Genomic DNA, 12,699 nt, shown 5'->3' with positions numbered 1-12,699 from the left:
GGCCGTTTTCGGGGGCCCTAGGGGGTCGTCAGTGGTCGTGGTCGGCGGGGTGCTTCACGACGCAGTCGGGTCCGGGGGACATGACGGCCTCGTGTCCGTCCGTGAAGCGGACGCGGTAGGGAGGGGTGCCGTTCTCTCCCAGGACCTGGGTGATCTCACCGACCTTGTCGTGCTGGCCCACGATCCTGCCGTGCTGAACCAGCTGGTCGCCCTCGGTCGCGCGCATGCTGACCTCCTCGGTGGCGGTCCGATCCGGTGCTAGCAGTTTAGGTCGTCCGGCCCCTTTTTGGCCCATCGGGCCGCTGCGTGACGGCGATGCAGACGAGCACCGCGCAGGCGGCGACGGGCGCGGCCGGGGACAGGTGTTCGCCGAGCAGCAGGACCGACCACACGAGGGTCAGCAGCGGCTGCGCGAGCTGGAGCTGGCTGGCGCGGGCGGCGCCGATCTCGGCCATGCCCCGGTACCAGACGTAGAGGCCGAGGAAGGAGGAGCCGACCGCGACCCAGACCAGCCCGGCCACCCCCCGGCCGGTCAGGTCGACCGGTTCGTACGCGAGCCCGAGCGCGGAGCCGGCGATGCCGATGGGCAGGCACAGCACCAGCGCCCAGGCGATCACCTGCCAGCCGGGCAGCAGCCGTGCCAGCCGTCCGCCCTCGGTGTACCCGGCCGCGCAGACCAGCAGCGCACCGAAGAGGAAGGCGTCGCCGCCCGAGAGGGCGCCGCCGCTCTGGGCCACGGTGAAGCCGAGGACGACGACCGCGCCGGCCACGGCCGCGGCCCAGAACCGCCGCGAGGGCCGGGCGCCGGTGCGCAGCGAGGAGACGATCGCCGTGGTGAGCGGCAGCAGGCCGACCACCACGGCGGCGTGCGAGGTGGTGGAGGTCTGCAGGGCGAGGGTGGTGAGCAGGGGGAAGCCGACGACCACACCGCCCGCGACGACCGCCAGCCCCGCCCAGTGGGCGCGGGCGGGTACGGGGACCCGCAGGGCCAGCAGGAAGCCGCCGGCCGTCAGGCCCGCGAGCAGACAGCGCAGGCCGAAGAGGGACCACGGGCCGAAGCTCTCCAGCCCCCAGGCGGTACCGGGGAAGGTCAGCGAGAAGGTGACGACCGCGGCCGCCGCGAGGGTGGTGCCCCCGAGGGCGGGCCGGGGCCAGCGGGCTGCGGTACCTCGAACTGCTATCGCATTCGGGAGAGTAGCGCTATTCTGTGCTGTCATGTACGAGCGTAGCAGCGTGGCGGAACTGGCGGAATCCCTTCGAGTCGAGCTGAACCGCTACTCGGTAGGTGGAAAGCTGCCGTCGAGCCGGGCCCTGGTCGAGCAGTACCGGGTCAGCCCCGTCACCGTCTCCCGGGCCCTCGCCCAGCTCGCCGCCGAAGGCCTGGTGATCACCCGCCCCGGAGCCGGGGTCTACCGCGCGCAGCCCCGTACGCACACCCAGGAGCCCGGCGACACCTCCTGGCAGGCCGTCGCCCTGAGCGCCGAGGACTCCGGCGAGGTGGTCCCGCGCTCCGTGGACGCCTCCGGGGTGCTGGTCACCCTGGCCGCCCCGCCCGCCGGGGTCATCCCGCTGCACAGCGGCTACCTGCACGAGGCGCTCCAGCCCGAGCGGGCCATGGCGGCGGCCCTCGCCCGGGCCGGCCGGCGGCCCGGGGTGTGGGGGCGGCCGCCCGTGGAGGGCCTGGCGGAGCTGCGGGACTGGTTCGCCCGCGAGATCGGCGGGGCCATCGCGGCCGGGGACGTGCTGGTGACCGCCGGCGGGCAGAGCGCGCTCGCCACCGCGCTGCGGGCGCTCGCCCCGCCCGGGGCGCCGATCCTCGTCGAATCCCCGACCTATCCGGGACTGCTGGCCATCGCGCGGGCCGCCGGATGCCGGCCGGTGCCCGTCCCGGTGGACGCCGACGGGGTCCGGCCGGAGCTGCTGGCCGCCGCCTTCGAAGCGACCGGGGCGCGGGTGTTCGTATGCCAGCCGCTGTTCCAGAACCCGACCGGGGCCGTGCTGTCCGGCGAGCGGCGGGGCGAGGTCCTGCGGATCGCGCGCGCCGCCGGGGCGTTCGTGCTGGAGGACGACTACGCGCGGTCCCTGGCCCACGAGGACTCGGGCCCGTTGCCCGCGCCGCTCGCCGCCGAGGACCCGGACGGGGTGGTCGTCCACGTGCGGTCGCTGACCAAGGTCACCTCGCCCAGCCTGCGGGTGGGCGCGCTGGCGGCCCGCGGCCCGGTCTTCGACCGGCTGCGCGCCATCCAGGTCGTGGACAGCTTCTTCGTGCCCCGGCCGCTCCAGGAGGCCGCCCTGGAACTGGTCGGCGCACCCGCCTGGCCCCGCCACCTCAAGGCCGTGGCCGCCGAGCTGCGCCACCGCCGGGACGTGCTCACGGGGGCGCTGCGGCGGGACCTGCCGGAGCTGGAAGTACCCCATCCGCCGCGCGGCGGATACCAGTTGTGGGCACGGCCCGGCGGGGGCGGCGACGACGCGGCCTTCGTGGCGGCCGCCTTGCGGGCCGGGGTCGCGGTCGCGCCGGGACGGCCGTACTTCTGCGCGGAACCGCCCGGTCCGTTCGTCCGGCTGAGCTTCGCCGGGGTGTCCGGCGCGGGCGAGCTGACCGAGGCCGTCCGGCGGCTGCGGTCCGGGCTTCGTCCCGACGCTTGACCCCGTGCGACACGCGGATCACCATCACCGCATGCATGTTCGGGTTTCGCTAGTCGCAGCAGCCCGTGGCACCTCGCTGCTCGCCGAGCGCTTCGACGACGACCGCCCCCTCGACGTGGACGGCTGGCGCGCGGTGGAGTCCGCCGCGCGCGGGCTCGTCCCGCTGGGCTCGGCCGAGCTCCGCTACTGTTCGCCGACCTCGCGCAGCCGGGCCACCGGCGCCGCCCTCGGCTACGCCCCGATGGCGCAACCCGCCCTGCGGGAGTGCGACATGGGCCGCTGGCGCGGGCTCACCCTGGCCGAGGTGGCGGCCCGGGACCCCGAGGCCGTGGACCTCTGGCTCAGCGATCCGCACGCCGCGCCGCACGGCGGGGAGTCCCTGCTCGCCTTCATCACCCGGATCGGCGGCTGGCTCGACACCCGGCCGGCCGACGACGGGGGAGCGATCGTGGCGGTGGCGGAGCCGTCGGTGGTCCGGGCGGCCCTCGTGTACGCCCTGAACGCGCCGCCGCTGACGTACTGGAACGTGGACGTCCGCCCCCTGTCCACGCTCACCCTCGCCGGCAGGCCGCGGCGCTGGCACCTCTCCCTCCAGGCGCCCGTCTGAGCCTGAACCTGAACCGGCTAAATCGGTTGAGGCGCAGGTGGGGCGTGCCTAGCCTGCGGGCATGGACGACATCACAGACATAGACGGCGCGGGCAACGGCGGCGCGGGCAACGGCGGCGCGGGCATCGGCGGCCCGGGCATCCGGATCACCACGCTCGCGGAGCGACCCGAACTGGCTTCGCGGCTCTGGGACATGAAGGACTCGTGGCCCGAGTTCGCCCAGCACGACGCGCTGGCCTGGCTGTTGTATCCGCGGATGGTGGCCGAGCTCCCGGAGTACGTCCTGATCGCCACGGACGGCGACGCGGTGGTCGCCCGGGGCTTCAGCGTGCCCTTCGCGCAGCACGCGCCGGGCCGTGACGGGGTGCTGCCCGCGCAGGGCTGGGACCAGATCCTGATGTGGGCCTTCTCCGACCTGCGGCGCGGGGCCCGGGCCGACACCGTGAGCGCGATCGAGATCAGCGTCGCCGTCGACCGGCAGGGCGAGGGCCTGTCCGGCCGGATGCTCGCCGCGATGCGGGAGAACGCCGCGGCGCGCGGTTTCGCCGAGGTGGTGGCGCCGGTCCGGCCCAGCGGAAAGCCGGCCGAGCCCGACGCCTCGATCCACGAGTACGCGTACCGCACCCGTGGGGACGGCCTCCCGCACGACCCGTGGCTACGGGTCCACGTGCGGGCGGGCGGCGTCATCGACTCGGTGGCCCCGCTGTCGATGACGATCACGGGCTCCCTCGCGCAGTGGCGCACGTGGACCGGCCTGCCCTTCGACACGGCGGGCCCGGTCGGCGTTCCGGGCGCCCTGTCCCCGGTCCACTGCGAACCGGAGCAGGGCTTCGCCGTCTACGTGGAGCCGAACGTCTGGGTCCGGCACGCGCTGGGACCCGTCTCCTAAGAGGTGTTCCGGAATTCCGCTACGACTGCCAAGTCCCGTGAGGGATAGGGCGAGAAGACGCCCTGTGGGAGTCAACCGCATCGTGTCTGTCCCCGGCTTGCCGGTACGGATCACGCGGCAGCACAACCTTTGAGCTGTGCCTCTGCTCCCCGAATGCCGGACCAGCGCCCTGAGCGACCCCGGATGAGCCGCCCCCGGGCGACCACGCCGGACAGCCCAGGAACCGCCCCGGCTGCAATCCGTCATCCACACAGGAACAACGGATCAAGTCTTAGAGGAGCGCGATGGGGGCGCTGGCGGAGGAGGGGAGGTAGATCCCTCCGATGCCCGCGTAGTTCGCCGCCCCGTAGCCGCGCAGGAGTTCGTCCAGCGGGATCGTCAGCCGGGCCGGGGCCTCGCAGTGGGAGGCCCCGAACTGGTCGGAGACGGTGGTGCAGAGCGTCCGGCCGCCGAGGGCGGTGAAGGCGACCGGTACGCCGTCCAGCCCGGCCGGAGCATCGTCCGCGATCCGCACGGTGGTGCTGAGGTTCTTGCCGCCGAGAGCGGCCCGTTCAGCTTCGCCGGACCGGCCGTGGTGGCGGTGGGACGGGTGTGTGGCGGGCGCAACGCCCTCAGGTCATCGCCAGGGAGTGCGAATATCGACTAGCTTGAACGCGTTCAAGTCGAGTGCGGCGGCCGGAGGGAGCGGGCATGGCGGGGATCGTGGCGCCCGGGCGGGGCGCGGCGGGCGGCGGCGTCGCGATGCGCCGGGCGCGGGCCGCCCACCCGTGGCAGCGGGGGATCGCGCTGGCCGCGCTGATCCTCCCGGTTCCGCCCGTGGTGGAGATGCTCCGGGCGGGGCTGTCGCCGTTCGTGGTGATCGCCCCGGTCCTGCTGCTCGCGGCGCCGCTGTTCCTGCGCGCGAACCGGGCCTGGTTCATGACCTCGTGCGTGGCCCTCGCGGTCGTGCTGGCGGGGTGGGCGCTCTTCGGCCTGCTGGACGGGGGGTGGGTCTTCCTGCCCTCGTCGCTGCTCCTGCTGTGCGCGAACTTCGCCGACCCGCGCGCGTACGCGACCCCGGCCACGGTCTTCACGTTCGCCGCGGTGGCCATCGGGGTGCTGCCCGCCGTCGCCTCGCTGGCCGCCGCGGTCCACCTGCTCGGCGGCTGAACCAGCTGAACCAGCAGAACTAGCGGCCGCGGGGCTTTCCGCGCTTGCCGGTGGACTTGGCCGTGGCCTTGCCGCCCTTGGGGGCGCCGGAGCGCGGGTTCTTGGCCGCCGGCTTGCCGCCCGACCGGGGGGCCGGCTTCCGGGCCGCGGGCTTCGCCTTCTTCTGCTCGGGCTCGGGCTGCGTACGCCCACGCCCGCGCGAGCTGTTGACGGTCCGCCCGCGCACGATCCCGATGAACTCCTCGACCAGCTCGGGAGTCTCGTCCGCCTCGGGCCACGACAGCGCGACGCGCGACTCGGGGGCGTCCAGCAGGGTCCGGTAGGTGAGGTCCTTGCGGTGGTGCAGCCGCGCGAGCGACTGGGGCACGACCAGGACCCCGATGCCCGCCGCCACCAGCTCGATCGCGTCGGCCGTGGTCTCCGGGCGCTGGAGCGCGGCCTTGCCCGGCAGCTGCTCCCACTCGAGGGTGTCGTCCAGCGGGTGGAGCACGATGTCGTCGGCCAGCTCCGCGAGGGACAGCTCCTCGGCCGCGGCGATGAGGTGGTCCTTCGGGATCACGACGACCGTGGTCTCGGTGTAGAGCGGGATCGCGCTGAGGTCCGTACGGTCGATCGGGAGCCGGACGAACCCTGCGTCGGCGCCGCCGCCGCGCAGCAGGGCGGGGGCGTCGGCCGGTGCGACCGGGACGAGGGTCAGGGGAACGTCGGGCAGTCGTTCCTTCCAGATCCGGACCCACTTCGTGGGAGTCACCCCGGGGACGTATGCGAGCTGGAACGACGGGGGTGTCCGGGAGTCTGTCACCCGGCCAGATTACCGGCCGTGGTCGGAGGTGGCGCACATGCTCGATACCCTTGACCCCATGACGTCGCACCAGACCACCCAGACCATGAAGCCCGCTACTGCGGCGAAGAAGCTGGGTGTGTACCTCGAGGCCACCCCCGCAGAGTTCCAGGAGGGTGTCGTCTCGCGCACCGAGCTGACCGCCCTCCAGGCCGAGCCGCCCCAGTGGCTGCAGGACCTCCGGGCCAACGGCCCGCACCCCCGTCCGGTGGTCGCGTCGAAGCTCGGCGTCTCCATCGCCGGTCTGGCGCGCGGCGGGGTCACCGAGGCGCTCACCACGGAGCAGATCGAGGCCCTGAAGCAGGAGATGCCGGAGTGGCTCGAGAAGGAGCGCGCCACCCAGGCCGACGTCCGCAAGGAGACCGTCCGCATCAAGCAGATGCAGGCGGAGAAGGCCGAAAAGGCCGCGAAGACCGAGAAGTAGCGCGAAGGCCGAGAAGTAGCGGACCGGGAAGCAGCCGACAGGCAGCCGGGCGGGTAGCCGGGCAGCCGGGAACCCGGCGCGTTCCCGGCCCCACGGCCCGCGCCGTGCCCTCGGTCTCCCCCGGCCTCCGCAGCCCCCTCCGGCCCGCACCCGCCGTGAGATGCTGGTGCGCGTGATGATCGAGGACCTGGTGCGGCTGCGCCGCGCCCGGGACGTGATGGACCGCGACTACGCCGAGCCGCTGGACGTACCGGCGCTGGCGGGCGTCGCCCTCATGTCGCCGGGGCACTTCTCCCGCAGCTTCCGGGCGGCCTTCGGCGAGACCCCGTACAGCTACTTGATGACGCGCCGCGTCGAGCGGGCGAAGGCGCTGCTGCGCCGGGGCGACCTGAGCGTCACCGAGGTCTGCTTCGCGGTCGGATGCACCTCGCTGGGGTCGTTCAGCTCGCGCTTCACGGAGCTGGTCGGCGAGACCCCCAGCGCCTACCGGGCCCGGCGGCACGAGGCCGGCGCCGCCATCCCCGCCTGTGTCGCCAAGGTCTTCACCCGGCCCGTGCGCAACCCCGCGGGCAGCGGGGGAGCGGGATCCGCGGCCGCGTCGTAGCGTTCGGGACATGACCATCAAGCTCGCGCAGTGCTTCATCGCCGTCGACGACCACGACAAGGCCCTCGCCTTCTACCGCGACGCCCTCGGCATGGAAGTGCGCAACGACGTCGCGTTCGAGGGGATGCGCTGGGTGACCGTCGGCTCGCCCGAGCAGCCCGACGTGGAGATCGTCCTCGAACCCCCGCTCGCCGACCCCGGCGCCTCGCCGGCCGACCGGCAGACGATGGCGGAACTGCTGGCCAAGGGCGTGCTCCGCGGGGTGATCTTCTCGACGGACGACGTGGACGCCACCTTCGAGCGGATCCGGGCCGCCGGCGCCGAGGTGCTCCAGGAGCCCGTCGACCAGCCGTACGGGGTCCGCGACTGCGCCTTCCGCGACCCGTCGGGCAACATGCTCCGCTTCAACCAGCCCCGAACCGGCTGACGCCGCGGCCCGCCGCCCGGGGCGCCGCTCCGCACCACGGACTGGGGGAGCGGGACCGCATGAATGCTTTGCATAAACGTGCGCTCTTACGTATAGTCATGCCATCGAGGAGGAGGGTCCGATGGTGGTACGTGTAGCGGTGGCCGGTGCGAGCGGATACGCGGGCGGGGAAGTGCTGCGCCTGCTGCTGGCCCACCCCGGGGTCGAGGTCGGCGCGCTGACCGCGAACTCCAACGCCGGGCAGCCGCTCGGCGCCCTCCAGCCGCACCTGGTGCCGCTGGCCGGACGCATCCTGGAGCCGACCACGCCCGAGGTGCTCTCCGGTCATGATGTCGTCTTCCTGGCCCTTCCGCACGGGCAGTCCGCCGCCGTGGCCGCCCAGCTCGGCGAAGAGGTCCTCGTCGTCGACATGGGCGCCGACCACCGGCTCAAGGACTCCGCCGACTGGGACAAGTTCTACGGCGCCCCGCACGCCGGGACCTGGCCCTACGGCCTCCCCGAGCTGCCCGGCGCCCGCGCCGCCCTGGCCGGCTCCAAGCGCATCGCCGTCCCCGGCTGCTACCCGACCGCCGTCTCGCTCGCGCTGTTCCCGGCCTACGCCGCGCAGCTCGCCGAGCCCGAGGCCGTGATCGTCGCCGCCACCGGGACCTCCGGCGCCGGCAAGGCGCTCAAGCCGAACCTGCTCGGCTCCGAGGTCATGGGCTCCATGAGCCCGTACGGGGTCGGCGGCGGCCACCGCCACACGCCCGAGATGGTGCAGAACCTCAGCCCCGTCGCCGGGCAGCGGGTCTCCGTCTCCTTCACGCCCACGCTGGCGCCGATGTCCCGCGGCATCCTGGCCACCTGCAGCGCCAAGGCACTGCCGGGCACCACGGCCGACGCGGTCCGCGCCGCGTACGAGAAGGCCTACGCGGACGAGCCCTTCGTCCACCTGCTGCCCGAGGGGCAGTGGCCGGCGACGGCGTCCGTCTACGGTTCCAACGCCGTTCAGATCCAGGTCGCGTACGACGAGGCCGCGCAGCGGATCATCGCGATCAGCGCCATCGACAACCTCACCAAGGGCACCGCCGGCGGCGCGGTCCAGAGCATGAACATCGCCCTCGGCCTCCCCGAGGCGCTGGGTCTTTCCACGATCGGAGTCGCACCGTGAGCGTCACGGCAGCACAGGGGTTCACCGCGGCGGGCATCGCCGCCGGGATCAAGGCGAACGGCAATCCCGACCTGGCCCTCGTGGTCAACAACGGGCCGCGCCTGGCCGCGGCGGGCGTCTTCACCTCCAACCGGGTCAAGGCCGCACCCGTCCACTGGTCGGAGCAGGTCCTGCGCGGCGCCAGCGTCAGCGCGGTGGTCCTCAACTCCGGCGGCGCCAACGCGTGCACCGGCCCCAAGGGCTTCCAGGACACCCACGCCACCGCCGAGAAGGTCGCCGAGGCCCTGAACGGGCTCGGCGCGGGCGGAGAGGTCAACGCCGGCGAGGTCGCCGTCGCGTCCACCGGCCTGATCGGCGTCCTGCTCCCCATGGACAAGCTGCTCCCCGGCATCGAGACCGCGGTCGCCGCGCTCTCCGCCGACGGCGGCGAGGCCGCCGCGATCGCCATCAAGACCACCGACACCGTGCACAAGACGGCCACCGTCTCGCACCGGGGGTCCCCCCGCCCGGAGGGTGGGGGAGGCTGGACCGTCGGCGGCATGGCCAAGGGCGCGGGCATGCTCGCCCCGGGCCTGGCCACCATGCTCGTCGTCCTCACCACCGACGCCGACGTGGACAGCGCCACCCTCGACAAGGCGCTGCGCGGCGCGACCCGCACCACCTTCGACCGGGTCGACTCCGACGGCTGCATGTCCACCAACGACACGGTGCTGCTGCTCGCCTCCGGCGCGTCCGGCCAGGTGCCGGCGTACGAGGCGTTCGCGGAGGCCGTACGCACGGTCTGCGACGACCTGGCCCGCCAGCTCATCGGTGACGCCGAGGGCGCCAGCAAGGACATCCGCATCGAGGTCGTCGGCGCGGCCACCGAGGAGGACGCGGTCGAGGTCGGCCGGTCCATCGCGCGGAACAACCTGCTCAAGTGCGCCATCCACGGCGAGGACCCGAACTGGGGCCGCGTCCTGTCCGCGATCGGCACCACGAAGGCCGCCTTCGACCCGGACCGGCTGAACGTGGCCATCAACGACGTCTGGGTCTGCAAGAACGGCTCGGTCGGCGAGAACCGCGACCTGGTCAGCATGAAGGGCCGCGAGGTCCGCATCACCGCCGACCTGTCCACCGGTTCCGAGTCCGCGGTCATCTGGGCCAACGACCTGACCGCCGAGTACGTCCACGAGAACAGCGCGTACTCCTCATGAGCACTGCAGGCAAGCGCACCGCACGCAGGCACACCGCCCTGCCCAAGGCCGAGATCCTCATCGAGGCCCTGCCCTGGCTGACCCGGCACAACGGCAAGGTCGTCGTCATCAAGTTCGGCGGCAACGCCATGATCGACGAGGACCTGAAGGCCGCCTTCGCCCAGGACGTCGTCTTCCTGCGCCAGGCCGGCCTGAAGCCGGTCGTCGTGCACGGCGGCGGCCCGCAGATCAACGCCCAGCTCGACAAGCAGGGCCTGGTCAGCGAGTTCAAGGCGGGCCTGCGCGTCACCACGCCCGAGGCGATGGACGTCGTACGGATGGTCCTGGCCGGGCAGGTCCAGCGCGAGCTGGTCGGGCTGCTCAACCAGCACGGGCCGCTGGCCGTCGGCATGACCGGCGAGGACGCGCACACCATCACCGCCACCAAGCACCTGCCCGAGATCGACGGCGAGAGCGTCGACATCGGGCGGGTCGGCGAGATCACCGCCATCGACACCGGCGCGATCGAAGCACTGCTGGCGGACGGCCGGATCCCCGTCATCTCCTCCATCGCGCGCAGCGCCGACGACCACCACGTGTACAACGTGAACGCCGACACGGCCGCCGCGGCGCTCGCCGCCGCGCTCGGCGCCGAGACGCTGATGGTCCTCACCGACGTGGAGGGGCTCTACGCGGACTGGCCCAACAGCGACGAGGTCATCAGCAAGCTCACCGTCAGCCAGCTGGAGAAGCTGCTGCCCGAGCTGTCCAGCGGCATGGTCCCGAAGATGGAGGGCTGCCTGCACGCCGTCCGCAACGGGGTGACCACCGCCCGCGTGATCGACGGGCGGGTCCAGCACTCGATCCTGCTGGAGATCTTCACGGACGAGGGAATCGGCACGATGGTCGTGCTCGACGACCAGGGAATCGGCACGCGGGCAGTCGGCACGCGGGCAGTCGATACACAGGCAGTCGATACGCAGGCAGTCGATACGCAGGGAGGGGACCCCGCATGACCGGCAACCAGGAGTTCGCCGCCCGCTGGCAGGGCGCGCTGACCAACAACTACGGCACCCCCGCGCTGGCCCTCGTGCGCGGCGCCGGCGCCCAGGTCTGGGACGCGGACGGCAAGCAGTACACCGACTTCGTCGGCGGCATCGCGGTCAACGCCCTCGGCCACGCGCACCCGGCCATCGTCACCGCGGTGACCGAGCAGATCTCCACCCTGGGCCACGTCTCCAACCTGTACGCCTCGGAGCCGGTCCTCGCGCTCGGCGAGCGGCTGCTCCAGCTCTTCGGCCGCCCCGGCAAGGTCTTCTTCTGCAACTCCGGGGCCGAGGCCGTCGAGGCCGCCTTCAAGATCGGCCGGCTCACCGGGCGGACCCACATGGTCGCCACCGACGGCGGCTTCCACGGCCGCACCATGGGCGCCCTGGCGCTCACCGGCCAGCCCGCGAAGCAGGGCCCGTTCCTGCCGCTGCCCGGAGACGTCACGCACGTCCCGTACGGCGATGTGGAGGCCCTGCGGGCCGCCGTCACCGAAGAGACCGCGTTCGTGATCATCGAGCCGATCCAGGGCGAGAACGGCGTGGTCGTTCCCCCGGCCGGCTACCTGACGGCCGCCCGCGAGATCACCCGGGCCACCGGCACCCTGCTCGTCCTCGACGAGGTGCAGACCGGCATCGGGCGCTGCGGCCAGTGGTTCGAGCACCAGGCGCACGAGGGCGTGGAGCCCGACGTCGTCACCCTCGCGAAGGGCCTCGGCGGCGGACTGCCGATCGGCGCCGTCGCCGCCTTCGGCCCCGTGGCCGACCTGCTCCAGCCCGGCCAGCACGGCACCACCTTCGGCGGCAACCCGATCGCCTGCGCCGCCGGCCTCGCGGTGATCGACACCATCGCCGCCGACGGACTCCTCGACCAGGTCAAGGAGCGCGGAGAGCGGTTGCGGGCCGGAATCGAAGGATTCGCACACCCGCTCGTCTCGCACGTTCGAGGCGCGGGTCTCCTGCTGGGTATCGTGCTGACCGAGCCGCTCGCAGCGCACGTGCAGCGCGTGGCTCAGGACGCCGGCTTCCTGGTCAACGCGCCCGCCCCCGACGTCGTACGGCTCATGCCTCCGTACGTGCTCTCCGAGGCCGAGGTGGACGTGTTCCTGCGGGCCCTGCCCGGCGTGCTGGACGCAGCGAAGTCCGCCGCGGACGTGGACGGATGACCAACCGGGGAATGGGACGACGATGAGTCAGGCGCAGGACCACGAGCAGAACGGCCAGTCCGTTCCGCAGACCCGCACCGCCCGCCACCGCCGGATCGTGGACATCCTCAACCGGCAGCCGGTCCGCTCCCAGAGCCAGCTGGCCAAGCTGCTCGCCGACGACGGGCTGAGCGTCACCCAGGCGACGCTCAGCCGCGACCTCGACGAGCTCGGCGCGGTGAAGATCCGCAACACCGGCGGCGAGCTGATCTACGCGGTCCCCAGCGAGGGCGGCTTCCGCACCCCGCAGGCACCGCTCGGCGAGTCGGCGAAGGAGGAGCGCATGCGGCGCCTCTCCGGTGAACTCCTGATCTCGGCGGAGGCCTCCGCGAACCTCGTGGTCCTGCGAACCCCGCCGGGTGCGGCCCAGTTCCTCGCCTCCGCGATCGACCAGGCCGAACTCCAGGCCATCCTCGGCACCATCGCGGGCGACGACACCCTGATGCTGATCAGCCGCGACCCGGCGGGCGGCCAGGCCCTCGCCGACCACCTGCTGAGGCTGGCCCAGAAGGAGGGCTGACGCCCCGGTCCGC

The 12,699-nt window shown here is 73.1% G+C and carries 16 protein-coding genes; 12 read left to right on the top strand and 4 right to left on the bottom strand.

The annotated features are described in order from the left end of the window. Window positions 1-28 precede the first annotated feature (28 nt). Together ACODT5_RS25075 and ACODT5_RS25070 are read right to left on the bottom strand one after the other, a co-directional pair. On the bottom strand, window positions 29-226 hold the full coding sequence (locus ACODT5_RS25075) for a DUF1918 domain-containing protein (RefSeq protein WP_250744647.1): 198 nt from the start codon (window positions 224-226) through the stop codon (window positions 29-31). Between the two features lie 40 nt (window positions 227-266). Continuing rightward, window positions 267-1,217, bottom strand: coding sequence for a DMT family transporter (locus ACODT5_RS25070; protein WP_422521516.1), 951 nt, complete (start codon window positions 1,215-1,217; stop codon window positions 267-269). Between ACODT5_RS25070 and ACODT5_RS25065 the strand changes: the two genes are divergently transcribed. The 3 genes from ACODT5_RS25065 to ACODT5_RS25055 all read left to right on the top strand — a co-directional run bounded on the left by ACODT5_RS25065 (window position 1,216) and on the right by ACODT5_RS25055 (window position 4,145). Next, window positions 1,216-2,649 (top strand): aminotransferase-like domain-containing protein, encoded by a 1,434-nt coding sequence (locus ACODT5_RS25065; RefSeq protein WP_422521515.1) that lies wholly within the window; start codon window positions 1,216-1,218, stop codon window positions 2,647-2,649. The genes ACODT5_RS25070 and ACODT5_RS25065 overlap by 2 nt on opposite strands. 31 nt (window positions 2,650-2,680) lie before the next feature. Then, a complete protein-coding gene (locus tag ACODT5_RS25060; RefSeq protein WP_422521514.1) occupies window positions 2,681-3,256 on the top strand; it encodes a histidine phosphatase family protein in 576 nt (191 codons plus the stop codon). 193 nt (window positions 3,257-3,449) lie between these two features. Continuing rightward, the gene (locus ACODT5_RS25055) at window positions 3,450-4,145 is read left to right on the top strand and encodes an N-acetyltransferase (protein WP_422525019.1); all 696 of its coding nucleotides are present in this window, start codon (window positions 3,450-3,452) and stop codon (window positions 4,143-4,145) included. A 271-nt stretch (window positions 4,146-4,416) separates the two neighbouring features. Here the strand turns inward: ACODT5_RS25055 and ACODT5_RS25050 are convergent, their stop codons facing one another. Further along, window positions 4,417-4,659 carry a hypothetical protein gene (locus ACODT5_RS25050; protein ID WP_422521513.1) on the bottom strand — a complete coding sequence of 81 codons (243 nt, stop codon included), beginning with the start codon at window positions 4,657-4,659 and terminating at the stop codon, window positions 4,417-4,419. Between the two features lie 176 nt (window positions 4,660-4,835). On the opposite strand from ACODT5_RS25050, the gene ACODT5_RS25045 reads away from it, so the two are divergent. Then, on the top strand, window positions 4,836-5,294 hold the full coding sequence (locus tag ACODT5_RS25045; protein ID WP_422521512.1) for a hypothetical protein: 459 nt from the start codon (window positions 4,836-4,838) through the stop codon (window positions 5,292-5,294). Window positions 5,295-5,313: 19 nt separating this feature from the next. Here ACODT5_RS25045 and ACODT5_RS25040 read toward each other — a convergent pair whose 3' ends face one another. Continuing rightward, complete coding sequence (locus tag ACODT5_RS25040; protein WP_422521511.1) at window positions 5,314-6,096, bottom strand: LysR family substrate-binding domain-containing protein; 783 nt, start codon at window positions 6,094-6,096, stop codon at window positions 5,314-5,316. Window positions 6,097-6,133: 37 nt separating this feature from the next. On the opposite strand from ACODT5_RS25040, the gene ACODT5_RS25035 reads away from it, so the two are divergent. From ACODT5_RS25035 to ACODT5_RS25000, 8 genes are all read left to right on the top strand, one after another. Continuing rightward, a complete protein-coding gene (locus ACODT5_RS25035) occupies window positions 6,134-6,559 on the top strand; it encodes a DUF5997 family protein (RefSeq protein WP_422521510.1) in 426 nt (141 codons plus the stop codon). A gap of 172 nt (window positions 6,560-6,731) precedes the next feature. After that, on the top strand, window positions 6,732-7,163 hold the full coding sequence (locus ACODT5_RS25030; protein ID WP_422521509.1) for a helix-turn-helix domain-containing protein: 432 nt from the start codon (window positions 6,732-6,734) through the stop codon (window positions 7,161-7,163). A 10-nt stretch (window positions 7,164-7,173) separates the two neighbouring features. After that, window positions 7,174-7,590, top strand: a complete 417-nt coding sequence (locus ACODT5_RS25025; protein ID WP_422521508.1) for a VOC family protein — start codon at window positions 7,174-7,176, stop codon at window positions 7,588-7,590. Between the two features lie 121 nt (window positions 7,591-7,711). Beyond that, window positions 7,712-8,740 carry an N-acetyl-gamma-glutamyl-phosphate reductase gene (argC, locus tag ACODT5_RS25020; RefSeq protein ID WP_422521507.1) on the top strand — a complete coding sequence of 343 codons (1,029 nt, stop codon included), beginning with the start codon at window positions 7,712-7,714 and terminating at the stop codon, window positions 8,738-8,740. Then, on the top strand, window positions 8,737-9,936 hold the full coding sequence (gene argJ, locus ACODT5_RS25015; protein ID WP_422521506.1) for a bifunctional glutamate N-acetyltransferase/amino-acid acetyltransferase ArgJ: 1,200 nt from the start codon (window positions 8,737-8,739) through the stop codon (window positions 9,934-9,936). Before argC ends, argJ begins: the two co-directional genes overlap by 4 nt. Next, a complete protein-coding gene (gene argB / locus ACODT5_RS25010) occupies window positions 9,933-10,931 on the top strand; it encodes an acetylglutamate kinase (protein ID WP_422521505.1) in 999 nt (332 codons plus the stop codon). Before argJ ends, argB begins: the two co-directional genes overlap by 4 nt. Then, window positions 10,928-12,127: an acetylornithine transaminase gene (locus tag ACODT5_RS25005; protein ID WP_422521504.1), complete on the top strand. Its 1,200-nt coding sequence runs from the start codon at window positions 10,928-10,930 to the stop codon at window positions 12,125-12,127. The genes argB and ACODT5_RS25005 overlap by 4 nt, the downstream gene beginning before the upstream one ends. 22 nt (window positions 12,128-12,149) lie before the next feature. Further along, a complete protein-coding gene (locus ACODT5_RS25000; protein WP_422521503.1) occupies window positions 12,150-12,686 on the top strand; it encodes an arginine repressor in 537 nt (178 codons plus the stop codon). Window positions 12,687-12,699: the final 13 nt, after the last annotated feature.

The sequence above is a fragment of the Streptomyces tatrensis genome (assembly GCF_049310065.1).
In the GTDB taxonomy this organism is placed as follows: domain Bacteria; phylum Actinomycetota; class Actinomycetes; order Streptomycetales; family Streptomycetaceae; genus Streptomyces.
The sequence above is the reverse complement of the archived record's forward strand: the minus strand, read 5'-3'. Positions and strand labels throughout refer to the sequence as shown.